This is a genomic window from Pseudomonas sp. TE3644 (assembly GCF_056278815.1).
Window position 1 is genome coordinate 5,490,728 of the sequence record NZ_JBWBQF010000001.1, and the last position, 23,619, is coordinate 5,514,346.

The following is a 23,619-nucleotide window of genomic DNA, read 5'->3' on the forward strand; positions in this document are numbered from 1 at the left end:
ATTAGGTACGCTCCGTCTTGCTCAGCCACATATCGCGCATCGAACCGTCTTTGATCTGCATCGGGTAGACGTGCTCGGTGACGTCGACCTGAATGTCCAGGAACACCAGACGGTCCTTCATGGCGAAGGCTTTTTCCATCATCGGCTTCAAGTCTTTCAGATCGGTGATACGCATGCCGACGTGGCCATAGGCCTCGACCAGCTTGACGAAGTCAGGCAGCGATTCCACGTACGAGTGCGAGTGACGACCGCCGTAGCTCATGTCCTGCCACTGGCGGACCATGCCCAGCACGCCGTTGTTGAGCAGGATGATCTTCACCGGCAAGTCGTACTGCAGGCAGGTGGACAGCTCCTGGATGTTCATCTGGATGCTGCCTTCACCGGTCACGCAGGCCACGTGGGCGTCGGGGAAGCTCATCTGCACGCCCATGGCGGCAGGCAGGCCGAAGCCCATGGTGCCCAGGCCGCCGGAGTTGATCCAGCGGTTCGGCTTGTTGAAGCGGTAGTACTGGGCTGCGAACATCTGATGCTGACCCACGTCGGAGCTGACGTAGGCGTCGCCGCCCGTCACTTCGCACAGGGTCTCGATCACGGTCTGCGGCTTGATCAGGCTGCCGTCGCCCTTGTTGTAAGGGAACAGGCCTTTGTCACCGCGCCACTCGTCAACCTGCTTCCACCAGCTGGCCACCGACTCTTTGTTCGGGGTTTCGCCGATTTCCTTCAGGGTGGCGACCATTTCGGTCAGCACGCTGTCGACCGGGCCGACGATAGGCACGTCTGCCTTGATGGTCTTGGAGATCGATGCCGGGTCGATGTCGATGTGGATGATCTTGGCGTTCGGGCAGAACTTGCTGGCGCCGTTGATGACACGGTCATCGAAGCGCGCGCCCACGGCCAGAATCACGTCGGCGTGGTGCATGGTCAGGTTGGCGGTGTAGCTGCCGTGCATGCCCAGCATGCCCACGAACTGACGGTCCATGCCCGGGTAGGCGCCCAGGCCCATCAGGGTGTTGGTCACCGGCAGGTTCAGCAGCTGTGCAAGCTCGGTCAACTGCGCCGAAGCACCGCCCAGGATCACGCCACCGCCGGCGTACATCACCGGACGCTTGGCGGCCAGCAGCATTTCCACGGCTTTGCGGATCTGGCCCGAGTGGCCACGAACGGCCGGGCTGTAGGAGCGCAGCTTGGCCTTTTTCGGGTAGACGTATTCGAACTTCTCGGCCGGGTTGGTCATGTCTTTCGGGATGTCGACAACGACAGGCCCCGGGCGACCGGACTGCGCCAGGTAGAAGGCTTTTTTCATGACTTCAGGGATTTCCGACGCGTGCTTGATCATGAAGCTGTGCTTCACGATCGGCCGGGAAATACCGATCATGTCGGTTTCCTGGAACGCGTCGGTACCTACCAGAGTGGAAGCAACCTGGCCGGACAGCACGACCATGGGGATCGAGTCCATGTAGGCCGTGGCGATGCCGGTGATGGCGTTGGTCGCACCCGGGCCGGAGGTTACCAGTACCACGCCGGCCTTGCCGGTGGCACGGGCGTAGCCGTCAGCCATATGGGTTGCGGCCTGCTCGTGACGAACCAGGATGTGTTCCACTTCCGGTTCTTTGAACAGGGCATCGTAAACATGCAGGAGAGCACCACCAGGGTACCCGTAGATGTGCTTAACGCCTTCGTCACGCAAAAAGCGGACGACCATCTCAGCGCCAGATAAAAGCTCCACGTTGTTCACCTCTAAAACGCCAGAATACCGCTCCATGGGAACGGGTCTTAATAGGTTTACTGCCAGCAGAGCATGAGCGACGGTGGTCGCCGACTACGTCAGCACTGACTGAGCAAGTATTGGGACTTCCCCAAAGTGTTGCGGGGGTTTCCCACCCAGCGCGAGGTAACGCGTTGCGGGTGTTGCGGGTCGGCGCGGGTGTGCGCCTCATGATCTGCTGGTAAGGTCTGCTTCTGGCAGTCCCTATACAGCGGACTTACGATTGTTGTGATTCGCGACGCTCAAGTCAAGCCATCTGTTGCAATTTAATGCGTGCTAATTTTTTCGCCAGATGCAGAAAACATTTGCTCAGAAGCGTCTCAGGTAGTTTCATGATTGCGTTAATGATCAAGGAATTAGCATGCGAGCGATCCTCATCCCTGCAATTGCGCTGGTGCTGGCGAGCCCTGCGGGCTTCGCCGCCCAGATCTACAAATGGGTCGACAGCCAGGGCGTGACCCACTTCGACGCCCAGCCGCCGACCGGGCAGAACGCAACCGCGGTGGACGCGGCCAGACCGGTGGCGCCCCCGCCGCCCGCCGCACCCAGGGCACGCGACCCGGCCCAGGCCCAGGCAGCGCAGCGCGCGGCAGACCAGCAGGTGCAGCAGCAGGTACAGGACCAGAATGATCAAATGGCGCAATTCTGCGACACCAGTCGTAACAATCTGGCGCAGTTGCAGGGCAATCCGAGGATTCGCCAGGAGATTGGCGGGGAGCTGAAGCCGCTGACGGAGGAGGAACGCCAGGGGAAAATTGCGCTGGTGCAGAAGCAATTGGCGGAGAATTGCCAATGAGGCATTGCGCCTCACTGAAGACTTTCGGCGGGCATAAAAGCCAGCGCAGCCTGGCGGCAGCGGCTACAACGCGCTGTAGCCGCTGCCGCTAGGCTGCGCTGGCCATAGCCCCCCAGCAGATTTCCAGAGCACACTCAGCTGTGCTGGGCAATCAACTCATCAAACTCATGCAACAACACCCGAATCCCACGGCTTTTCTCGGCCTGATCGGCATACACCATCTCGGCCATGGCCAGAATCCCCGACGCATTGGGCAAGGGCAGGTCCTGCTCCAGGATCTGCTTCATGCGCGGCAGGAAGATCCACTGCAGCCACTGGGAAAAGTCGAGGACGTCGACGCTGAAAGGCTCCTGGCTGGACAACTGTTCAGCCGTCGGCAGCGCTTCGCACCACCACCCCTGCACCCGCAGCTCACGCTCGATCAGCAGCAAATGGTCGGCGATCTGCGGAAAACGTGCGTCCATCATCAATTCCCCGAGGCTTTCTGGCGAGCCAGGTTGGCACCGGCGCTGTCACCCTGCTTCTCGCGGGATTGAGCGATGGTGTTCCACAGGCTGGCCTGCAGGTCAGGGCGGCCGTTGGCATAGGTCAAGGCACGACGGGCCAGTTGCTCGGCCTGCGGGGCGTCGCCCTGGGACAGGCGCACCTGGGCCAGACGGTACAGCACCTGCGGCTCACGCGGGGCAATGCGCTGGGCACGCTCCAGGCTCGACGAGGCGCCGTTGAGGTCGCCACCGCCCTGTTGCTGCTGGGCGGTGGTCAACAGCGCCAGCACCGGGCCGTCCAGCTGTTCGTCAGCGGCCAGGCCGCCACCGGTGTTGCCACGCGGGATGCCGGTAGGCGCACTGTTGCTCGACGGCATCGAGTAATTGCTGGTGACCGGCGCGCTGTTATACGGCTGGGCAGCCGCTGGCGGCGGGGTGTAGGCACCCGGGGTGATTGGCCCGGTGCTGATCGGCGCGTTTTGCGGCGCAGCGAAGGTCATGGGCGCGGAATTGCCCTGAGGCATCACCACCACACCCGAATCTTCCGACACCGCGCGCGGCGCCTGGCGCTGTACCGAGGCGTAGCCACGGTTGCCGGCAGACACGCGCTCGCTGTTGGACACGGCACTGCCCGAGTCCACCACCGGGATTGAACCTTGCGGCACCGTGGCGCAGCCATTGAGCAGCGCCAGGGCCGTTACAGCAGGAAACCACCACTTGTTCACTTCGATTCCTCTTTGCTTGGCTCGACCAAGATCAGTTCAGCCAGCCCTTGACCCAATCCATCACGGAATCGGCCGGTGCCTGGCTACCACAGGCGGGGCCTGCGGCGGGTTCGCTACCACGAATATACGGCATCTGCACGGCGCCAGGGCAGTTGGCGTCCGAGCCCTGGCCGCTGTGCGGGTCGATCCAGGCCTGTACCACGTTGTCCGGCACCGGGGTGTCCAGCGGCAACGGGTCAGCCTTCTTCATGAAACTGGTCCACACCTGCAACGCACCGGTGGCACCGGTGAAGGGTGTCTTGCCGTTGTCGTCACGGCCAATCCACACCACGGCCAGCACGTCCTGGCTGAAGCCGGCGAACCAGCTGTCGCGCGAGTCGTTACTGGTACCGGTCTTGCCCGCCAGGTTCAGCGAGCTGGGCAGTACGTTGTACACCGAGCGGCCGGTACCTTCGCGCATCACGCGCTGCATGGCGTTCTGGATCAGGTAGATGGAGCCCGGGTCGAAGCGCTGCTGCACCTGGAACGGGTAACGCTTGAGTGGCTCGCCATCGGCGGTCAGCACACTGCGAATGCCGCGCATCGGCGTATTGAAACCGCCGTTGGCGATGGTCTGGTACATGGTGGCCACCTGAATCGGCGACATGCCCCCGGCGCCCAGCAGCATCGACGGGTAGGTCGGCCAGTCCACGTCCACGCCCAGCTTGGAAATGGTCTTGAACACGTTGGGCACGCCCAGGTCCAGGCCAAGGCGCGCTGTGGACAAGTTCAGCGAGTGCGCCAGGCCCTGGTACAGGAAGATGGTGCCGTTGGAGTTGCCTTCGTAGTTCTTCGGCCGCCAGATCTGGCCGTCAGCGCCCTTCACTTCGAATGGCTCATCCTTGACCCAGCTGGTCAGGGTGTACTGGCTGGGTTTCTCCAGCGCCGTCAGGTAGATCGACGGCTTGACCAGCGAGCCGATCGGGCGCACGGCGTCCAGGGCACGGTTGAAACCGGCGAAGCCCGGCACGCGGCTGCCGACCAGGGCCTGCACTTCCCCGCTTTCCGGGTTGGTGACCACCATGGCGGCTTCCACGTCGTCCACGCCCTTGCGGTTGCCCAGGCGCTTGAAGGTGTCGGTCACCGACGCTTCAGCCTTTTGCTGCAGGATCGGGTCGAAACTGGTGAAGATCCGCAGGCCTTCTTCAGTCAAGTCCTCGTCGCGGTAGTCTTCACGCAACTGACGCTTCACCAGGTCCAGGAAACCGGGGAACGAGCTGTCCGCCAGGCTGCCCTGCTTGCTCACGCCCAACGGCATTTTCTTCGCCGCATCCACTTGCGCCTGGGTGGCCACGCCCTGCTGCGCCAGCAGGTCGAGCACCAGGTTACGGCGCTCCAGCGCACGGTCCGGGTAACGACGCGGGTTGTAGTAGGACGGCCCCTTGACCATGCCCACCAGCAACGCCACCTGGTGCAGCTTGAGCTCGGACAATGGCTGGCTGAAGAAGAACTGGCTGGCCAGGCCGAAGCCGTGCACCGCACGCTGGCCGTCCTGACCGATGAACACCTCGTTGAGGTACGCCTCCAGGATCTCCTGCTTGCTGTAGTGAACCTCCAGCAGCACCGCCATCATCGCTTCGGTGAGCTTGCGGCTCAGGCTGCGTTCGTTGGTCAGGTAGAAGTTCTTCACCAACTGCTGGGTCAGGGTACTGCCGCCCTGGCGCATCTGACCGGCCGAGGTGTTGACCCAGATGGCGCGGGCGATGGACTTGGGCGACACGCCGAAGTGGTGATAGAAGTCGCGGTCTTCCACCGTGACCAGGGTATCGAGCAGGTACGGCGGCACCTGATCGAGCTTGATCAGGATGCGGTCTTCAAGATTTTTAGGGTACAGGCCACCGATCAGCAGCGGCTCCAGGCGCACCACCGGCAGCTTGGCGCCGTCCAGGCTGCTGAGCTCGGCCACGTAGTCGCCGTTGAAGCGCACTTGCACCGGCTGGGCTTTCTCCAGCCCTTCATAGAACTGGAAGCCACGGGTATTGAGGCTTACCGAGGTGCCCTTGACCACGGCGGTGCCGGGGCCGTCCAGGGCGGCGCTGCGGCGGTAGCCCAAGGCGTCGAGTTCGGTGAGGAAGTCGGTTTCGCTCAGCTTCTGGCCGACGAACATCTCCAGCGGCCGGGCATACACCTTGGCCGGGATGGTCCAGCGCTTGCCGGAGAACTTCTCCTGCACGATGGCATCCAGGTACACGGCGAAGCCAGCCAGTATCACCAGGCCTACCAGGCCCAGCTTAAGGCCCCAGCCAAGCCAGGTACGAAGGCCGCCGGAGGCGCGTTTTTTAGGGGTGCGGGGGGATCGGGATCGAGTCATGGCGGCGGATTATACGCACTTTATTCCCGCTGGGCAGACGTCCCGGCCGTACGACGACAAGCGCCCATGAAAGGTTTGCACAGGGCCCACCAGCGGCCATAATGCGGGCCTTGAATTTTCAACTCTTGAAGGACCGCCCGTGAGCCAAGCCCTTATCGCCGCCCTGCAGAACCCGGCCCTTTACCCTCACCCCGTCGAGGGCTTCCAGGTCATCGAGACGCACATTTCCTGGGTGCTGCTCACCGGTCCCTACGTGTACAAGATCAAGAAACCGATGAATTTCGGCTTCCTGGACTTCTCCAGCCTGGAATCGCGCGCGCACTTCTGCCATGAAGAGCTGCGCCTGAACCAGCGCCTGACCAACGACCTGTACCTGCAAGTGCTGCCCATCACCGGCACCGCCGAGGCCCCCGTGCTGGGTGGCGACGGCCCGGCCATCGAGTACGCCCTGCAAGTGCGCCAGTTCCCGCAGAGCAACCTGCTCAGCACCCTGCAGGCCAATGGCGAGCTGACCAGCACGCACATCGACTCCATGGCCCGCCAGATCGCCGAATTCCACCTCAGCGCCCCGGTGGTGCCGGCCGACAACGAAGCCGGCACCCCGGAAGCGGTGATGGCCCCGGTGCAGCAGAACTTCGACCAGATCCGCCCGTTCCTCAAGGATGCGGCCGACCTGCAACAACTCGACGCTCTGCAAGGCTGGGCCCAGGCCAGCTTCGAGCGCCTGAAGCCGCTGTTGCAAGAGCGCAAGGCTGGCGGTTCGATCCGCGAATGCCACGGTGACATCCACCTGGGCAACGCCACGCTGATCGACGGTGAGGTAGTGATTTTCGACTGCATCGAGTTCAACGAACCGTTCCGCTTCACCGACGTGTACGCCGATATCGGCTTCCTGGCCATGGACCTGGAAGACCGCGGCCTGAAATGCCTGGCCCGCCGCTTCATCAGCCAGTACCTGGAGCTGACCGGCGACTACCGCGGCCTGGACCTGCTGAACTTCTACAAGGCCTACCGCGCCCTGGTGCGCGCCAAGGTCGCCCTGTTCGGCCTGACGCCCGAGTCGGACGCCGTGCAGCGCGCCACCACCTTCAAGCAGTACCGCAAGTACGCCAACCTGGCGGAAAGCTACAGCGCCATCCCGTCGCGCTTCCTGGCCGTGACCAGCGGCGTGTCGGCGGTGGGCAAGAGCTACGTGGCCATGCGCCTGGTCGAAGCCCTGGGCGCCATCCGCCTGCGCTCGGACGTGGAGCGCAAGCGCCTGTTCGGTGAGCAGCAGGGCGACAACCTGCTGCAAAGCGGCATTTACAGCAACGAGGCCAGCGTCACTACCTACCAGCATCTGCACCAGGTCGCCGATGGCATCCTGCGCGCCGGGTTCCCGGTGGTGATCGACGCCACCTACCTCAAGCACGACCAGCGCCAGCAGGCTGCGGCCATTGCCGAGACTACCGGCGTGCCATTCCTGATCCTGGACTGCAACGCACCGCAGGCGGTGCTGGAAGCGTGGTTGCAACAGCGTCAGGCCGAGCAGAACGACCCTTCCGACGCCACCCTGGAAGTGATCAAGGCCCAGCAGGCCAGCCGTGAGCCGTTGACTGCCGAGGAACAGGCGCTGAGCAAGCGCGTGGAAACCAATGAAAGCGGCAGCCTGGACAAGCTGGTAGAGCAGATTCGTCAGCGTTTGCCGGGGCTGTAAAAGCGGCACCTATCTTTGTGGGACCGGGCGAAGCTCGGGAAGCGGACGACTCGATGACCGTGCTGGCCGCTTCCCGAGCTTCGCCCGGTCCCACAAGATATTTTCTCCAGCCGTGAAGCAGTCGACAGTCTGGCCCAGCGAATGATGTCATTGTAATGGCGTCAATAATTCCAACAGGAAGTCGCCATGAGCCAGCCCAAGCAGCTCGACTCGCCCCTCTACGCCCTCGTGCACCACGAAAACGTTCGCGGTTTCAATGAACAACGCCCGCCTGAGGGCAAGGTCGATTTCCGTGGCGGTGACTTTCGCGGCCTGGACCTGCGCGAACTCGACGCCCGCGGCATTGACTTCACCGACGCCTATTTCCGTACCGCCGACCTGCGCGGCCTGGACCTGCGCCACAGCTGCATGGAAGGCGCCAGCCTGGCCCATGCGCAAATCTCCGGTGCCTACTTCCCGGTGGAATTGAGCGCCGACGAAATCCTGATGTCGGTCAATTTCGGCACCCGCCTGCGCTACCGCACCCGCTGAAACCTCCCCCCGCGGCCGTCCGGCGCCCTGCGTGCCGGATCGCTGACGCCTGCAAGCTGCTGATATCCGCAGAAAAGCGTGCCTGAGCGCATTTCCAATCTGCCGCTACACTCCCTTTTCATAATGGCCAGCAATTGCGCCCCGACCCGTTCCGCTGACGCAAGGAGGCTTGATGAACGATGAGCTTCAGCATTTGAAAAACCTGGGCAAGACCTCAGCCCAATGGCTGCACGCCGTCGGCATCCACAGCGCCTCGGACTTGCGCCGCCTGGGCGCGGTGGACGCCTACCGCGCGGTCAAGACCCGAGGTTTCCGCGCCTCCAAGGTGTTGCTGTATGCCATCGAGGGCGCGCTGCTGGATGTGCACTGGAATGACATCCCCGCCGAGCGCAAAGAGGCTTTGAATCAGCAACTCGACGCGATATCGTCTCGTCGTAAAAACTGACCGCGCCCGCGCGTCAGGCTCGACTGTCGAGGGAATCGCGCAATGTATCTATTTGGAGAGCAGCCGGCGTACGCCGATGCGTGGGTCAATCGCCTGCAGGGGATTGCTTCGCAACTGCTGCTGGGCGTGGCGCCGCATGGCCCGGCCCTGGAGCTGGAACCGGGGGCTGACCTGTCGCCCTTGCTGGTCGACAGCCACCTGTACCTGATCGACAGCGGCCTGATCAAGGCCTGCATCAGCCAGCGCCCGCTGTTCTACCTGCAGGACGGCGACCTGCTGGGCCTGTACCAGAACCGCGACGACCTGGCCTATCAGTACAGCACCGACGGCCTGCTGCGCCTGGTGCCCTACCTGCGCAGCGAAGTACTGGCGCACATTAACGCCACCCCAAGCACCCAGGAACTGCTGATCGAGTACCTGACCGGGCAGACCACCCTGCTGTGCGATGCCATCACCCGCCTCAAGCAGCCCGAGTACCGCGCCAGCAACGGCTTCCAGCACGTGGCGGCCGGGGCGGTACTGATCAATCAGGGCGATGAGGCCGACCACGTGTTCGTGATCATCGACGGCCACGCCGAGGCGTTTGTGGACGGGCACAAGGTGGGCGATGTGCCCAAGGACGAGATTTTCGGCGCCATGGCCATCTTCACCCACGAGAGGCGCAGCGCCACCGTGATCGCCAGCCAGCCCACCACGCTGATGATCATCCCCAAGGAGCAGTTCCTCAGCCTGACCCAGACCAACCCGCGCATTGCTCATAGCTTGATCGAGAGCATGGCGCGACGCATCGAGGCATTGAACAAGCAGGTGACACGGCTGATCGACAGCCCGTGAAAAAGATTGGAACGGCCTGTTGACTTCTAAATGAGAATTGTTATGATTATCACATCTGGTCGCGAGGCCAGTGATGATTTGAAAGACCTTGGTTCGGACTCTCAGATTATCTCCTCATCAGGCTAATCACGGTTATTGACCCGGCTTTTTGCCGGGTCTTTTTTTGCCTGCGATTTGCCTCGCGATCCGTAGCCGCTGCCGCCAGGCTGCGCTGGCCCTCCTATACGCTGGGGTTTGCCGGGTGTACTCAGGGGCCAGCGCAGCCTGACGGCAGCGGCTACAGCATCACCGGGCGATGATCAGTGGGTGCCCCCGCTCCGGGTGGGCCTGCACCAGCACTTCCAACCCGAACACTGCCTGCAGCACATCGGGCTGCAACACCTTGCCAGGCGTATCCAGCGCCACCGCCCTACCCTGCTGCAACAACAGAATCCGGTCGCAATACCGCGCCGCCAGGTTCAGGTCATGCAGAATCACCAGCACCGCTGCACCGCGGTCGGCAAACGCCCGCACCGCCTGAAGGGTGACGTGCTGATGCAAGGGGTCGAGGGCAGAGGTGGGCTCGTCCAGCAACAACGTGGTGCCCGGCTCCCCCGGCCATAGCTGCGCCAGCACCCGCGCCAGGTGCACGCGCTGCCGCTCGCCACCCGACAGTGCCAGGTAGCTGCGGCCGCACAGGTGCAGTGCATCGGCAGCCTGCAAAGCGGCCTCGATGATCTCGCCATCACGTGCCAAACCGCTGTCGTGGGGCAGCCTGCCCATGCCCACCACTTCTTCGACCCGGAAGGCAAACCCCAGCGTCGACACCTGCGGCAATACCGCCAACCGTCGCGCCCGCTCCGGCCCGGTCCATTCGGCCAGCAGCCGGTCATGCAGCCATACCTGACCTTGCTTCACCGCCAGTTCGCCGCACAACGCCCCCAGCAAGGTGCTTTTGCCGGCACCATTGGGCCCCAGCACGCCCAGCACTTCACCCGGCTGCAACGCCAGGCTGATGTCCTCCAGCACCACGTCCTGACCGCGCAGCACGCTCAGGTTATCCACACGCACCATCAGGGACGCCCCCGCACCAACAGAAAAAGAAAGAACGGCGCGCCCAGGAACGCCGTGACGATGCCAATCGGCAATTCAGCCGGCGCCAGGGCCATGCGCGCAATCAAATCGGCAAACAGCAGCAGGCTCGCCCCGGCCAACAGCGAAGCTGGGAGCAGAACGCGATGATCAGGCCCCGATACCTGACGCACCAGGTGCGGCACCACCAGGCCGATAAAGCCGATCAGCCCCGCAGCGGCCACCGCCGCGCCCACGCCCAGCGCGGCGCAGAACACCAGTTCACGCTTGAGGCGCTCCACATCGATGCCCAGGTGTCGTGCTTCCGATTCACCCAGCAACAGCGCATTCAGCGCCTTGGCCCGGCGTGGCAGCCACAGCGATACCCCGGTGGCAATCAGCAACAGCGGCCACAAGCGCTGATAGCTGGCGCCATTGAGGCTGCCCAGGTTCCAGAACGTCAGGGTACGCAGGGTGGCGTCATCGGCCAGGTAGGTGAACAGCCCCACTGCTGCGCCGGCCAGCGCTGTCAGGGCGACGCCGGCCAGCAGCATCACCGCCACGCTGGTCTGGCCGTCCTTGCGCCCCAGGCGATAGACCAACGCGGTCACGCCCAGCCCGCCCAGGAACGCGCAGATCGACAGCAGGTAAGGCTCCAGCATCGGCGGCAAGCCACCCAACCAGCTGCCCCCGACAATGGCAATGGCCGCCCCCAACGCCGCCCCGCTGGACACACCGACCAAGCCGGGATCGGCTAGCGGGTTGCGAAACAACCCCTGCATGGCCACGCCCGCCAGCGCCAGTACCGCACCGGCGGTCAGGCCCAGCAGCGTGCGCGGCAGACGGATCTGGCCGACGATCATTTCCGCCTGTTCCAGCCCTTGCCCCTGCATCGGCACCCCGAGCAGATGCAGGCAGGCCCGCACGGTGTCCAGCAGCGGCAAGCTTACAGGCCCCAGCGCCAGCGACAGCCAACAGGCCAGCAGGCACAACAGCCCCAGGGCAACGAACAGCGTGCGCGGCGCCAGCACTGGCCTCATGGTGCAGGCTTGGCATCAGGGAAGAACGCCTGCGACAAGCCGTTCAGGCTGGCCGGCAGACGCGGGCCCAGGCCACCCACCAGCAGGGTCGGGTCAAGCTGCACGATGCGCTTGTTCTTCACCGCCTGGGTGGTGGCCAGCGCCGGGTTGTCCTTGAGCAGCGCGGCGATGGCCGCCTCACCACTGAGTGAGCGATCGGCGAACACGATCACCTGCGGGTCCAGGGCCGCCAGCACTTCGGTGGAGAAGTTCTTGTAACCCGGCTGCGTGGCCAGGTTACGGCCCCCTGCCTGGGTAATCAGCCAGCCCGCGACGGTGTCGGGCCCTGCCACCAGCGGCTTGGCGCCCATGTGCCCGAGCATCAGGATAACCCCCGGTGCCGGCTGTTTGGCTTCGGCCTGCTTGACCCACTCCTGATGGTTGGCCAATTGCTGACGGTAATCATCGAACAGCTTGCCGGCATGGGCTTCGTCGCCCAACAGGCGGCCCAAGTGCAGCAAAGTGGCTTGCAGGGTCGGCAGGTCCGCCTTGCTGTCGAACATTTCCACTTTCAGGCCGGCGCTGCGGATCTGCTCCAGGACCGGCGGTGGTCCCATTTCCTCGGTGCCAATGAGAATATCGGGGCGCGGCGTGAGGCTGAGGATGCCCTCGGACGACAGCGCACGCTGATAGCCGATGCTTTTCAGCGCCTTGACGCTGTCCGGGTGCTGGCTAGTGGTGTCAACGCCCACCAGCTTGCTCTCCCCGCCCATGGCCACCACCCACTCGGTCAAGCTGCCGCCGGCGCTGGCCCAGTGCTGGGGCAGTGCTTCGGCGGCCATGGCCCAGGGGTGCAGCAACAGGGTGGCGGTGAAACCGATGACCTTGGCGCTCAAGCGCATCTGGTAATCCTCTGATCAATAAATGGCAAGGGTTGCGGCGCTCGACGATATCCCGTTGAATGCGCGCCCGAACGGCAACTCGACATTCCATTTGATAATTATTTGCATTTGGACGTCAAGCCAACCCTTGTATCATCAGGTAACACATAGAGGTCAGCATGCAGTGGCTGTGTGAAAGCAGCGCTTTGAGCGAAGCACAAAGCCGTGGTTTTGAGTGTGAGGGCATCAAGCTTTTTATCGTGCGCCGCGAAGGACGGGTGTATGCCTACCGCAACCGCTGCCCGCATCGGGGCACGGCATTGCAGTGGGAAACCGACGTGTTTCTGGACGACAGCGCCACCATGATCCGCTGCGCCAGCCATGGGGCGCTGTTCCTGATGGACTCGGGGGAGTGCGTGGCAGGGCCTTGCGAGGGTAAGGAATTGGAGAATTTCGACTGCCGCGAGGATGACAAGGGGATTTGGGTCGAGGTGTGACCCCTGGCAAAAATTAATCTCGTGGGAGCGGGCTCTGCCCGCGAAAGCTACTGCGAGCAACCTCTGACACACCGAGGCGCTCTTTTCGCGGGCAGAGCCCGCTCCCACAAAAGAAAGACGGTTACAGAATCACGTTCAGGCGGCGGTTCACGTACACCCGCTCGCTGTCCAGATGCACCCCATACGCCAACACCTCCACACCCGCCTCCACCGCCACCTTCAACGCCTCGGCATACGCGGCATCGATCTCCCCGGCCGGCCGCACGGCCTCGATACCGGTGAGGTTCACGCAATACAACTGCACCGCCCGCACGCCATTGCGCGCCAACGTCGCCAGTTCGCGCAGGTGCTTGGCGCCGCGCTGGGTCACGGCGTCAGGGAACGCCGCCACGGCGGTGCCGTCGTAGCCCAGGGTCACGCTCTTGACCTCCACGTAGGCCGGGCCTTCGGGGTATTGCAGACAAAAATCGACGCGGCTGCCTTCCTCGCCATAGGCCACCTCACGCTTCAGGGCAGTAAAGCCGGCCAGTTCGGTGATCACACCGGCGTTCAACGCCTCTTCCACCAGCCGGTTGGCCCGCGCGGTGTTGACGCATGCCAGCCGCCCCTGGGGCGTTTCGCTGATTTCCCAGGTGCCGGGCAGCTTGCGCTTGGGGTCGTTGGAGCGGCTGAACCACACCTGGCCGCCCTCCACCATGCAATTGAACATCGAGCCGGTGTTGGGGCAATGGATGGTCAGCTCTTCGCCGTCCAGGGTGCGGATGTCGGCCAGGAAACGCTTGTAGCGACGCAGCAGACGACCTTCTTGCAACGGGGGATTGAATTCCATCAGCCTTTCCAGCTCCGCAGGCCACGGGCGATGCGCTCCACGGCCTGCTCCAGGCGCGGCAGGCTCTGGGTGTAGGCGAACCGCACATGGTGGCCCGCCTGATGGCGGCCGAAGTCCAGGCCCGGGGTAAAGGCAATGTGCTCGGTTTCGAGGAAGTGCTGGCAGAACGCGAAGGCATCACCGCCGAACGCGCTGATATCGGCGTACAGGTAGAACGCCCCTTCGGGCTCCACCGCAATACCGAAGCCCAGTTCGCGCAGGGCCGGCAGCAGGTAGTCACGACGGCGGCCGAATTCGGCGCGGCGTTGCTCCAGAATCTCCAGCGTTTCGGGCTGGAAGCAAGCCAGGGCGGCATGCTGGGCCATGCTCGGGGCGCTGATGTAGAGATTCTGCGCCAGCTTCTCCAGCTCAGGCACTGCTTCAGGCGGTGCTACCAGCCAGCCAAGGCGCCAACCGGTCATGCCGAAATATTTGGAAAAACTATTCAGGACGAAGGCTTGCTGGTCCACTTCCAGCACGCTGGCCGCATCAGTGCCGTAGGTCAGGCCGTGGTAAATCTCGTCCACGACCAGGTGGCCATTGCGTGCCTTGATGGCCTGCGACAGCTCGGCCAGTTCGTCCCGGCTCAGCAGCGTGCCGGTGGGGTTGGCCGGCGACGCCACCAAGGCGCCGACGCTATCGCTGTCCCAATGGCGGGCCACCAGGTCTGCCGTCAGTTGGTAGCGCACCTCGGGGCCAACCGGCACCAGTTGCGCCGCGCCTTCGACCAAGCGCAGGAAATGGCGGTTGCACGGGTAGCCGGGGTCGGCCAGCAGCCAGTGCTTGCCCGGGTCCACCAGCAGGCTGCTGGCCAGCAACAGCGCACCGGAGCCACCGGGGGTAATCAGAATACGCTGGGGGTCCACCGACACGCCGTAGCGCTGGTCGTAGAAACCGGCAATGGCCTCGCGCAGCGCTGGCAGGCCGCGGGCCGCGGTGTAACGGGTTTGCCCGTTGGCCAGGGCGGCCTGGCCGGCCTTGATGATCGGCTCGGCGGTGGTGAAGTCCGGCTCGCCGATTTCCAGGTGGATGACGTCATGGCCCGCCGCCTGCAATTCATTGGCCCGCGCCAGCAGCGCCATGACGTGAAAGGGTTCGATGGCGCGGCTGCGCGCACTGTAGGGCTGGGCCATTGACCTTCCTTAAAAGGGTGTAAAATGACGATTCTACCGGACACGCCAGTCGAACGTGTCGCGAAACGGCCGGTCCATATGCTTTGACGTCATCTGCGACAGGCTCGACAACCGGGAGTGGCGCCGTCCGGATTGATCTGCTAAGTTCGCCGGCTTGCAGTCGCAGGGCCGGCGGGTGTCGGAGATGGAGCATCCTGCGCAATGGATTAGAAGAGCGAGAGGCGGTCACCAAATGTCCACCAATGAAAAGCAAGCATCTACCCAAACACTGGAATCGGGCTTTGAGCCTTACGTAGTAGCTCCCGGTGAGGAGTACATGGGCAAGCCCATGCGCGCCCACTTCACCAAGCTCCTGCAAAAATGGAAGATGGAGCTGATGGTCGGCGTCGACAAGACCGTGGACCATATGAAGGACGAAGCTGCCAACTTTCCCGACCCCGCCGACCGTGCCAGCCAGGAAGAGGAATTCGCCCTGGAACTGCGTGCCCGCGACCGCGAGCGCAAGCTGATCAAGAAGATCGATAAGACCCTGCAACTGATCACCGACGAAGAATACGGCTGGTGCGATTCGTGCGGCGTCGAAATCGGCGTCAAGCGCCTTGAAGCCCGTCCTACCGCCGACCTGTGCGTCGACTGCAAGACCCTGGCAGAGATCAAGGAAAAACAGGTCGGCAAATGACCTGTTGAGCCCGGGGCGTGCCCAACGCCCCGGTACTGCTGCCCCCCTTCGCTGACATTTCCAGTACCCTGTTCCCCATGAACACGCCTGCCTACATTGGCCGCTTCGCGCCAACGCCCAGTGGTTTCCTGCATTTCGGCTCGCTGGTGGCCGCCCTTGCCTCCTACCTTGATGCCCGTGCCGTCGGCGGCCGCTGGCTGCTGCGCATGGAAGACCTGGACCCGCCGCGGGAAATGCCCGGTGCCCAGGCGGCCATCCTCCAGGCCCTGGAGAACTACGGCTTCGAATGGGACGGCGAGGTGGTGTACCAAAGCCGGCGTCATGACGCCTATGCCCAGGTCATCGACCGCCTGTTCCAGCAGGGGCTGGCCTATGCCTGTACCTGCTCGCGCAAGCAGCTGGAGCCTTACCACGGGATCTACCCGGGGCTGTGTCGCAACCTTGGCCATGGCCAGGAGGACGCAGCCATCCGTATCCGCGTGCCGGAACTGAACTACAGCTTCGTCGACCGCGTGCAAGGGCGTTTCGAACAGCACCTGGGGCGCGAGTCCGGGGACTTCGTGATCCGCCGCCGGGACGGGCTGTATGCCTATCAGTTGGCCGTGGTGCTGGACGATGCCTGGCAGGGGGTGACGCACATCGTGCGCGGCGCCGACCTGCTGGACTCCACCCCGCGGCACCTGTACCTGCAGGAGTTGCTGGGGTTGCCGCAGCCCAGGTATCTGCATGTGCCGCTGATTACCCAGCCCGATGGCCACAAGCTGGGCAAGAGTTACCGCTCGCCGCCGTTGCAGGCTGATGAGGCGGCGCCATTGCTGGTGCGTGCCTTGCGGGCGTTGGGGCAGCCGGTGCCGGCGCAGTTGCGCGATGCCATGCCCGGAGAAGTGCTGGCCTGGGGCATCGCCCATTGGAACGCCGACCTGATCCCGCGCACCTTGACCCTGGCTGAAGCGCAGCTCACCCCCTGAACCGCGGCGCGGCTATCGCGAGCAAGCTTTGCTCCCACAGTGTCCGCCGCAACTGAGGCGTACACCTGTGGGAGCAAAGCTTGCTCGCGATGAGGCCCTCAGCCGGATGTAGTGAACTTCCAGTTGCACTACGATGCGCTTGCGTTACCATCGCCGCACCTTTTTAGCCCATGCGTACAATAATAAGTCGAGCACCCTGGGGTTTGACGCTTTATCCACTCGAGAGGCCGGCATGTATATCTATCGATTGGTCCTGCTGCTGGTAGTCGGTATCTACCTGTTCTCCCCCGCGATCATGGACTGGTGGATAGAACCGACCGGCGCCTGGTATCGGCCGTATCTGCTGTGGCTGATCCTGATTGTGGTGACCTTCATTCTCCAGAGCCAACGTGATGCCGATGAGCTTTAGCCTCACCCAGATGATCCTGATCAGCGCCGCGTACCTGCTGGTGCTGTTCGGCGTGGCCTGGGTCAGCGAACGCGGGATGATCCCGCGCGCAATCATTCGCCACCCCCTCACCTACACGCTGTCGCTGGGCGTGTACGCCAGCGCCTGGGCGTTCTATGGCACGGTGGGCCTGGCGTACCAGTACGGCTACGGCTTCCTGGCGTGTTACCTGGGGGTGTCGGGGGCGTTCCTGCTGGCACCGGTGCTGCTGTACCCGATTCTGAAGATCACCCGCACCTATCAGCTGTCGTCATTGGCCGACCTGTTCGCCTTCCGCTTCCGCAGCACCTGGGCCGGCGCGCTGACCACGGTGTTCATGCTGATCGGCGTGCTGCCGTTGCTGGCATTGCAGATCCAGGCCGTGGCCGACTCTATCAGCATCCTCACCCGCGACCCGGTGCAGAACCGCGTGGCGCTGGCGTTCTGCGCGCTGATCACGCTGTTCACCATCTTCTTTGGCTCGCGCCATATCGCCACCCGGGAAAAGCACGAAGGCCTGGTGTTCGCCATCGCCTTCGAGTCCATCATCAAGCTGGTGGCCGTGGGCGGCATCGGTCTGTACGCGTTGTACGGCGTGTTCAACGGCCCCCATGAACTGGAACTGTGGCTGCTGCAAAACCAGACCGCCCTCGCCGCCCTGCACACACCGTTGCAAGAAGGCCCATGGCGCACCCTGTTGCTGGTGTTCTTCGCATCGGCCATCGTGATGCCGCACATGTACCACATGGCCTTCACCGAAAACCTCAACCCGCGCTCGCTGGTCAGCGCCAGCTGGGGCCTGCCGCTGTTCCTGTTGCTGATGAGCCTGGCGGTGCCGCTGATTCTGTGGGCCGGCCTGCGCCTGGGCGCCACCACCAGCCCGGAATACTTCACCCTGGGCGTGGGCATCGCCGCCAACAGCAAGGCCCTGGCGCTGCTGGCCTACGTGGGCGGGCTGTCGGCCTCCAGCGGGCTGATCATCGTCACTACCCTGGCGCTGTCGGGCATGGCCCTGAACCACCTGGTGCTGCCGCTGTACCAGCCGCCGGCCGAGGGCAACATCTACCGCTGGCTGAAGTGGACCCGCCGCGGCCTGATCGTGGCCATCATCATGGCCGGCTACGCCTTCTACCTGCTGCTGGGCACCGCCCAGGACCTGGCCAACCTGGGCATCGTCGCCTTCGTCGCCACCCTGCAGTTCCTGCCCGGCGTGCTGGCCGTGCTTTACTGGCCGGCGGCCAACCGCCGTGGCTTCATCGCCGGGCTGCTGGCGGGCATCACGGTGTGGATGGTGACCATGCTGCTGCCGTTGATCGGCAACCTGCAGGGCTTCTACATCCCACTGCTGAACATGATCTACGTGCTGGACGACACCAGTTGGCACATCGCGGCCATCGCCTCGCTGGCGGCCAACGTGCTGATGTTCACCCTGATCTCGCTGTTCAGTAACCCCAGCCCCGAAGAGGCCAGCGCCGCCGAAGCCTGCGCCGTGGATAACGTGCGCCGGCCCCAGCGCCGCGAGCTGCACGCCGCCTCGCCCCAGGAATTCGCCACCCAACTGGCCAAGCCGCTGGGCGCCAAGGCCGCGCAGAAGGAAGTGGAGCAGGCCCTGCGCGACCTCTACCTGCCATTCGACGAGCGCCGCCCCTATGCCCTGCGCCGCCTGCGCGACCGCATCGAGGCCAACCTGTCCGGCCTGATGGGCCCCAGCGTGGCCCAGGACATGGTCGAGACCTTCCTGCCGTACAAATCGGGCAACGAGAACTACGTTACCGAAGACATCCACTTCATCGAGAGCCGCCTGGAAGACTACCACTCGCGCCTTACCGGCCTTGCCGCCGAGCTCGACGCCCTGCGCCGCTACCATCGCCAGACCCTGCAAGAGCTGCCCATGGGCGTCTGCTCGCTGGCCAAGGACCAGGAAATCCTGATGTGGAACAAGGCCATGGAAGAGCTGACCGGCATTGCCGCGCAGCGCGTGGTGGGCTCGCGCCTGATGACCATCGGCGAGCCGTGGCGCGGCCTGCTGCAAGGCTTCATCAACGTGCCTGACGAGCACTTGCATAAACAGCGCCTGGCCCTGGACGGCCAGACCCGCTGGCTTAACCTGCACAAGGCGGCCATCGACGAGCCGCTGGCGCCGGGCAACAGCGGCCTGGTGCTGTTGGTCGAAGACCTGACCGAGACGCAGATGCTGGAAGACAAGCTGGTGCACTCCGAGCGCCTGGCCAGCATTGGCCGACTGGCCGCCGGTGTGGCCCACGAAATCGGCAACCCGATCACCGGCATTGCGTGCCTGGCGCAGAACCTGCGTGAAGAGCGCGAAGAAGACGGCGAGATCACCGAACTCAGCAGCCAGATCCTCGAGCAGACCAAGCGCGTGTCGCGCATCGTGCAGTCGCTGATGAGCTTCGCCCACGCCGGCAGCCACCAGCACAGCGACGAACCGGTGAGCCTGGCCGAGGTGGCCCAGGACGCCATCGGCCTGCTGGCCCTGAACCGGCGCAATTTCGAAGTGCAGTTCTACAACCTCTGCGACCCCGACCACTGGGTGGAGGGCGATCCGCAACGCCTGGCCCAGGTGCTGATCAACCTGCTGTCCAACGCCCGCGATGCCTCCAAGGCGGGCGGCGCGGTGCGGGTCAAGAGTGAGGCCAGCGAACACACCGTGGACCTGATCGTCGAGGACGAAGGCAGCGGCATTCCCAAGAACATCATGGACCGTTTATTCGAACCGTTCTTCACCACCAAGGACCCTGGCGAGGGAACCGGACTGGGGCTTGCTCTGGTCTATTCCATCGTTGAAGAGCATTATGGACAAATCACCATCGACAGCCCGGCTGATATCCAGAGCCAACGCGGCACCCGTATCCGGGTGACCTTGCCGCGTCATGTCGAAGCGACGTCCGCCGTGAACTGAGACCGTCGAGAGTATTGAATCAATGCCGCACATTCTGATCGTCGAAGACGAAACAATCATTCGTTCTGCCCTGCGACGCCTGCTTGAACGGAATCAGTACCAGGTCAGCGAAGCCGGCTCCGTGCAGGAAGCACAAGAGCGCTTCTCCATCCCCACCTTTGACCTGATCGTCAGTGACCTGCGCCTGCCTGGCGCCCCGGGCACCGAACTGATCAAGCTGGGCCAAGGCAAGCCGGTGCTGATCATGACCAGCTACGCCAGCCTGCGCTCGGCGGTGGACTCCATGAAGATGGGCGCGGTGGACTACATCGCCAAGCCTTTCGACCACGACGAGATGCTGCAGGCCGTGGCGCGCATCCTGCGCGACCGGCAAAGCGCCCCCGCGCCTGTCGCCGCCCCCGCCGAACGCGCCACCAACGGCAGCGGCAAGGCGGCAGCCGGGGCCGAGAACGCCAATGGCGACATCGGCATCATCGGCTCGTGCCCGCCCATGCAGGACCTGTACAGCAAGATCCGCAAGGTGGCACCCACCGACTCCAACGTGCTGATCCAGGGCGAGTCGGGCACCGGTAAGGAACTGGTGGCCCGCGCCCTGCACAACCTGTCACGCCGGGCCAAGGCGCCGATGATTTCGGTCAACTGCGCCGCCATCCCGGAAACCCTGATCGAGTCCGAGCTGTTCGGCCACGAAAAGGGCGCGTTCACCGGCGCCAGCGCCGGGCGCGCGGGCCTGGTGGAAGCGGCGGACGGCGGCACGCTGTTCCTCGACGAGATCGGCGAGCTGCCGCTCGAAGCCCAGGCGCGCCTGTTGCGCGTGCTGCAAGAGGGCGAGATCCGCCGCGTGGGTTCGGTGCAGTCGCAAAAGGTCGATGTACGCCTGATTGCCGCCACCCACCGTGACCTCAAGAGCCTGGCCAAGGTCGGTCAATTCCGTGAGGACTTGTACTACCGCCTGCACGTGATCGCCTTGAAGCTGCCGGCCCTGCGTGAGCGTGGCGCCGACGTCAACGAAATCGCCAACGCCTTCCTGGCCCGCCAGAGTGCGCGCATCGGCCGTAACGACCTGCGTTTTGCGCCGGACGCCGAGCAGGCCATCCGTCACTATTCGTGGCCGGGTAACGTGCGGGAACTGGAAAACGCCGTGGAACGTTCGGTGATTCTCAGCGAGAGCGCGGAAATTTCCGCCGAGCTGCTGGGCATCGATATCGAGCTGGAGGACCTGGACGACGAGGCCTTCGAGGCGCTGGCCGCGCAACCGGGCAGCAATGTCGGCACCACCAACCACGAGCCCACCGAGGACCTGTCCCTGGAGGACTACTTCCAGCACTTCGTGTTGGAACACCAGGACCACATGACCGAGACCGAATTGGCGCGCAAGTTGGGCGTCAGCCGCAAGTGTCTGTGGGAACGGCGTCAGCGTTTGGGCATACCGCGTCGCAAGTCGGGTGTGGCCAGCGAGAGCTGATACGTTTCAGCTAATTATCGAGTGTCACAGGTAACAAACGTGGGGGAGTGACAAACTGTTACCCCCACCGCCAAGGCGTAACAAACACCGAGGCGTACGGTAACGAATTTGGTCCTTCGCAGGCGCTGGCACCGAGCCATCAAACGGCTCAAGGCCTTGTTTTACAAGGCTTTTAAAAAGTTGGCACGGCACCTGCTATGTATTTGGTACAAGAACAACAATAAGCAATGACACACTCTAATAAAAACAAGATGAAACGGCTCACGCATAACAAGAACAACACGGCGGAGGCGCAGCTAACTGATTCTTTTGGAGAGGCGTTGTAATTGGGGCTAGCCCCACACCCAGGCAAAGACCAATAAAAACTGCACTGAAAAGCAGAAACGGCATGGGATGAAAGCAACTCAGCGACCAAAGCAATCCGTTTGCTCTTGCTCCAGGTTATGGAGCAGCCCACTGGCAAAGACCACGTGGGTAGGGCGTTAAACAAAAACAAGAAGCCCGATCAAAAAAACAAGAAGAGCATGCAACTACATTCCTTGGGGAGCTTCGGCTCCCCTTGTAGTTTCTACGTTTCGTCCCCCTCGTCGCGCTGCGTCCTACACCATCCCTCGACTAAATGCTAGAATCCCCGCCCATCATGCGGTCATTCTCCATTCATGGCCGAACATTCCTTCAAACAGTGCATCCCATGCTGAAGAAGCTGTTCCAGTCTATCCGTACCCCCGTGCGTCGTCCGCACCACCTGCGCACCACGCCCGAAGTGCTCAATAGCGGGCAACACTCGCTGCAGCGCAACCAGTTCAGCCGCCATGCGGTGAGCATCGTCGAACGCCTGCAGAACGCGGGCTATCAGGCTTATCTGGTGGGCGGTTGCGTGCGTGACATGCTGCTCAACATCACGCCAAAGGACTTCGACGTCGCCACCAGCGCCACCCCCGAACAAGTGCGTGCGGAATTCCGCAACGCCCGGGTGATTGGCCGCCGGTTCAAGCTGGTGCACATCCACTTCGGCCGCGAAATCATCGAGGTTGCCACCTTCCGCGCCAATCATCCCCAGGATGAAGAAGAGGAAGACAGCAACCAGTCGTCGCGTAACGAAAGTGGTCGCATCCTGCGCGACAACGTCTACGGCACCCTCGAAGAGGACGCCCAGCGCCGCGATTTCACCATCAACGCGCTGTATTACGATCCGGTCAGCGAGCGCATCCTCGACTACGCCAACGGCGTACACGACATTCGCAACCACCTGATCCGCCTGATCGGCGACCCGACCCAGCGCTACCAGGAAGACCCGGTACGCATGCTGCGCGCCGTGCGTTTCGCCGCCAAGCTGGACTTCGGCATCGAGAAGCACACCGCCGCGCCGATCCGCGAACTGGCGCCCATGCTGCGCGAGATCCCGTCGGCACGGCTGTTCGAAGAGAGCCTGAAGCTGTTCCTGTCGGGCAACGCCTCGGACACCTTCGAGATGCTGGTGGACCTGCAGCTGTTCGACCCGCTGTTCCCGGCCAGTGCCCACTCGCTGGAGCACCAGCCCACCTACACGCACACGCTGATCAGCGAAGCGCTGAAAAACACCGACCTGCGCGTCAAGCAGGGCAAACCGGTGACCCCGGCCTTCCTGTTCGCCGCCCTGCTGTGGCCGGCCCTGCCCGCCCGCGTGGTGCACTTGCAGGAACGTGGCATGCCGCCGATCCCGGCCATGCAGGAAGGCGCGCACCAGCTGATTGCCGAACAGTGCCAGCGCATCGCCATTCCCAAGCGTTTCACCATCCCGATTCGCGAGATCTGGGACATGCAGGAGCGCCTGCCACGCCGCAGCGGCAAACGTGCCGACCTGTTGCTGGACAACCCGCGCTTCCGCGCCGGCTACGACTTCCTGCTGCTGCGTGAAAGCGCCGGCGAGCAGACCGACGGCCTGGGCGAATGGTGGACCGATTACCAGGACGCCAATGACAGCGAACGCCGCGACATGATCCGCGACCTGGGCAACAAGGACGAAACCGGCGCCGGCCCACGCAAACGCAAGCGCAGCGGTGCCAAGCGCAAGCGTGGCGCGGCGGCGGATTCGGGCGAGTAAGC

General features: G+C 63.5%; 21 protein-coding genes. 12 read left to right on the forward strand and 9 right to left on the reverse strand.

Annotation, left to right across the window (positions count from 1 at the left end):
• Position 1: 1 nt before the first annotated feature.
• Positions 2–1,726, reverse strand: a complete 1,725-nt coding sequence (locus tag ACZ9GA_RS24285) for an acetolactate synthase 3 large subunit (RefSeq protein ID WP_457360241.1) — start codon at positions 1,724–1,726, stop codon at positions 2–4.
• A 400-nt stretch (positions 1,727–2,126) separates the two neighbouring features.
• Between ACZ9GA_RS24285 and ACZ9GA_RS24290 the strand changes: the two genes are divergently transcribed.
• Complete coding sequence (locus ACZ9GA_RS24290) at positions 2,127–2,561, forward strand: DUF4124 domain-containing protein (RefSeq protein ID WP_457360240.1); 435 nt, start codon at positions 2,127–2,129, stop codon at positions 2,559–2,561.
• A 134-nt stretch (positions 2,562–2,695) separates the two neighbouring features.
• Here the strand turns inward: ACZ9GA_RS24290 and ACZ9GA_RS24295 are convergent, their stop codons facing one another.
• From ACZ9GA_RS24295 to mrcB, 3 genes are read right to left on the reverse strand one after another with little or no spacing between them, the layout of a single operon-like run.
• Positions 2,696–3,025: a YqcC family protein gene (locus ACZ9GA_RS24295; RefSeq protein WP_457360238.1), complete on the reverse strand. Its 330-nt coding sequence runs from the start codon at positions 3,023–3,025 to the stop codon at positions 2,696–2,698.
• Positions 3,026–3,027: 2 nt separating this feature from the next.
• Entirely contained in the window at positions 3,028–3,771 is a 744-nt protein-coding gene (locus tag ACZ9GA_RS24300) for a tetratricopeptide repeat protein (protein WP_457360236.1), read from the reverse strand.
• Between the two features lie 31 nt (positions 3,772–3,802).
• Positions 3,803–6,121, reverse strand: coding sequence for a penicillin-binding protein 1B (gene mrcB / locus ACZ9GA_RS24305; RefSeq protein ID WP_457360235.1), 2,319 nt, complete (start codon positions 6,119–6,121; stop codon positions 3,803–3,805).
• Between the two features lie 139 nt (positions 6,122–6,260).
• Between mrcB and ACZ9GA_RS24310 the strand changes: the two genes are divergently transcribed.
• The 4 genes from ACZ9GA_RS24310 to ACZ9GA_RS24325 all read left to right on the forward strand — a co-directional run bounded on the left by ACZ9GA_RS24310 (position 6,261) and on the right by ACZ9GA_RS24325 (position 9,627).
• Positions 6,261–7,817 carry a bifunctional aminoglycoside phosphotransferase/ATP-binding protein gene (locus ACZ9GA_RS24310; RefSeq protein WP_457360233.1) on the forward strand — a complete coding sequence of 519 codons (1,557 nt, stop codon included), beginning with the start codon at positions 6,261–6,263 and terminating at the stop codon, positions 7,815–7,817.
• A 186-nt stretch (positions 7,818–8,003) separates the two neighbouring features.
• A complete protein-coding gene (locus ACZ9GA_RS24315) occupies positions 8,004–8,348 on the forward strand; it encodes a pentapeptide repeat-containing protein (RefSeq protein WP_027981904.1) in 345 nt (114 codons plus the stop codon).
• A 172-nt stretch (positions 8,349–8,520) separates the two neighbouring features.
• Positions 8,521–8,793, forward strand: a complete 273-nt coding sequence (locus tag ACZ9GA_RS24320) for a TfoX/Sxy family protein (RefSeq protein ID WP_008375598.1) — start codon at positions 8,521–8,523, stop codon at positions 8,791–8,793.
• A 42-nt stretch (positions 8,794–8,835) separates the two neighbouring features.
• On the forward strand, positions 8,836–9,627 hold the full coding sequence (locus ACZ9GA_RS24325; protein ID WP_457360231.1) for a Crp/Fnr family transcriptional regulator: 792 nt from the start codon (positions 8,836–8,838) through the stop codon (positions 9,625–9,627).
• Positions 9,628–9,912: 285 nt separating this feature from the next.
• Here the strand turns inward: ACZ9GA_RS24325 and ACZ9GA_RS24330 are convergent, their stop codons facing one another.
• Genes ACZ9GA_RS24330 through ACZ9GA_RS24340 form a run of 3 tightly spaced genes read right to left on the reverse strand, consistent with a single transcriptional unit; the run spans position 9,913 to position 12,598 of the window.
• On the reverse strand, positions 9,913–10,680 hold the full coding sequence (locus ACZ9GA_RS24330; RefSeq protein WP_476226994.1) for a heme ABC transporter ATP-binding protein: 768 nt from the start codon (positions 10,678–10,680) through the stop codon (positions 9,913–9,915).
• Positions 10,680–11,663 carry a FecCD family ABC transporter permease gene (locus tag ACZ9GA_RS24335; protein WP_457363656.1) on the reverse strand — a complete coding sequence of 328 codons (984 nt, stop codon included), beginning with the start codon at positions 11,661–11,663 and terminating at the stop codon, positions 10,680–10,682. The genes ACZ9GA_RS24330 and ACZ9GA_RS24335 overlap by 1 nt, the downstream gene beginning before the upstream one ends.
• 50 nt (positions 11,664–11,713) lie before the next feature.
• Positions 11,714–12,598: a heme/hemin ABC transporter substrate-binding protein gene (locus ACZ9GA_RS24340; protein ID WP_457360229.1), complete on the reverse strand. Its 885-nt coding sequence runs from the start codon at positions 12,596–12,598 to the stop codon at positions 11,714–11,716.
• A gap of 158 nt (positions 12,599–12,756) precedes the next feature.
• Here ACZ9GA_RS24340 and ACZ9GA_RS24345 point away from each other — a divergent pair, with 158 nt between their 5' ends.
• Positions 12,757–13,074, forward strand: coding sequence for a Rieske (2Fe-2S) protein (locus ACZ9GA_RS24345; protein WP_457360227.1), 318 nt, complete (start codon positions 12,757–12,759; stop codon positions 13,072–13,074).
• A 121-nt stretch (positions 13,075–13,195) separates the two neighbouring features.
• On the opposite strand, the gene sfsA is transcribed toward ACZ9GA_RS24345, so the two are convergent.
• The gene (gene sfsA / locus ACZ9GA_RS24350; protein WP_457360225.1) at positions 13,196–13,903 is read right to left on the reverse strand and encodes a DNA/RNA nuclease SfsA; all 708 of its coding nucleotides are present in this window, start codon (positions 13,901–13,903) and stop codon (positions 13,196–13,198) included.
• Positions 13,903–15,075 (reverse strand): pyridoxal phosphate-dependent aminotransferase, encoded by a 1,173-nt coding sequence (locus ACZ9GA_RS24355; RefSeq protein WP_457360223.1) that lies wholly within the window; start codon positions 15,073–15,075, stop codon positions 13,903–13,905. Before ACZ9GA_RS24355 ends, sfsA begins: the two co-directional genes overlap by 1 nt.
• 232 nt (positions 15,076–15,307) lie before the next feature.
• Here ACZ9GA_RS24355 and dksA point away from each other — a divergent pair, with 232 nt between their 5' ends.
• The 6 genes from dksA (at position 15,308) to ACZ9GA_RS24385 (ending at position 23,617) form a co-directional block, all read left to right on the forward strand.
• Positions 15,308–15,754, forward strand: coding sequence for an RNA polymerase-binding protein DksA (gene dksA, locus ACZ9GA_RS24360; RefSeq protein ID WP_457360221.1), 447 nt, complete (start codon positions 15,308–15,310; stop codon positions 15,752–15,754).
• A 77-nt stretch (positions 15,755–15,831) separates the two neighbouring features.
• Entirely contained in the window at positions 15,832–16,722 is an 891-nt protein-coding gene (gluQRS, locus tag ACZ9GA_RS24365) for a tRNA glutamyl-Q(34) synthetase GluQRS (RefSeq protein ID WP_457363655.1), read from the forward strand.
• Positions 16,723–16,954: 232 nt separating this feature from the next.
• Complete coding sequence (locus tag ACZ9GA_RS24370) at positions 16,955–17,131, forward strand: hypothetical protein (protein WP_003250005.1); 177 nt, start codon at positions 16,955–16,957, stop codon at positions 17,129–17,131.
• Complete coding sequence (locus ACZ9GA_RS24375; RefSeq protein ID WP_457360219.1) at positions 17,115–20,069, forward strand: sensor histidine kinase; 2,955 nt, start codon at positions 17,115–17,117, stop codon at positions 20,067–20,069. Before ACZ9GA_RS24370 ends, ACZ9GA_RS24375 begins: the two co-directional genes overlap by 17 nt.
• Positions 20,070–20,091: 22 nt before the next feature.
• Positions 20,092–21,534, forward strand: coding sequence for a sigma-54-dependent transcriptional regulator (locus tag ACZ9GA_RS24380; protein WP_457360218.1), 1,443 nt, complete (start codon positions 20,092–20,094; stop codon positions 21,532–21,534).
• A 691-nt stretch (positions 21,535–22,225) separates the two neighbouring features.
• Positions 22,226–23,617: a polynucleotide adenylyltransferase PcnB gene (locus ACZ9GA_RS24385; protein WP_457360216.1), complete on the forward strand. Its 1,392-nt coding sequence runs from the start codon at positions 22,226–22,228 to the stop codon at positions 23,615–23,617.
• The last annotated feature ends 2 nt before the right edge of the window (positions 23,618–23,619 follow it).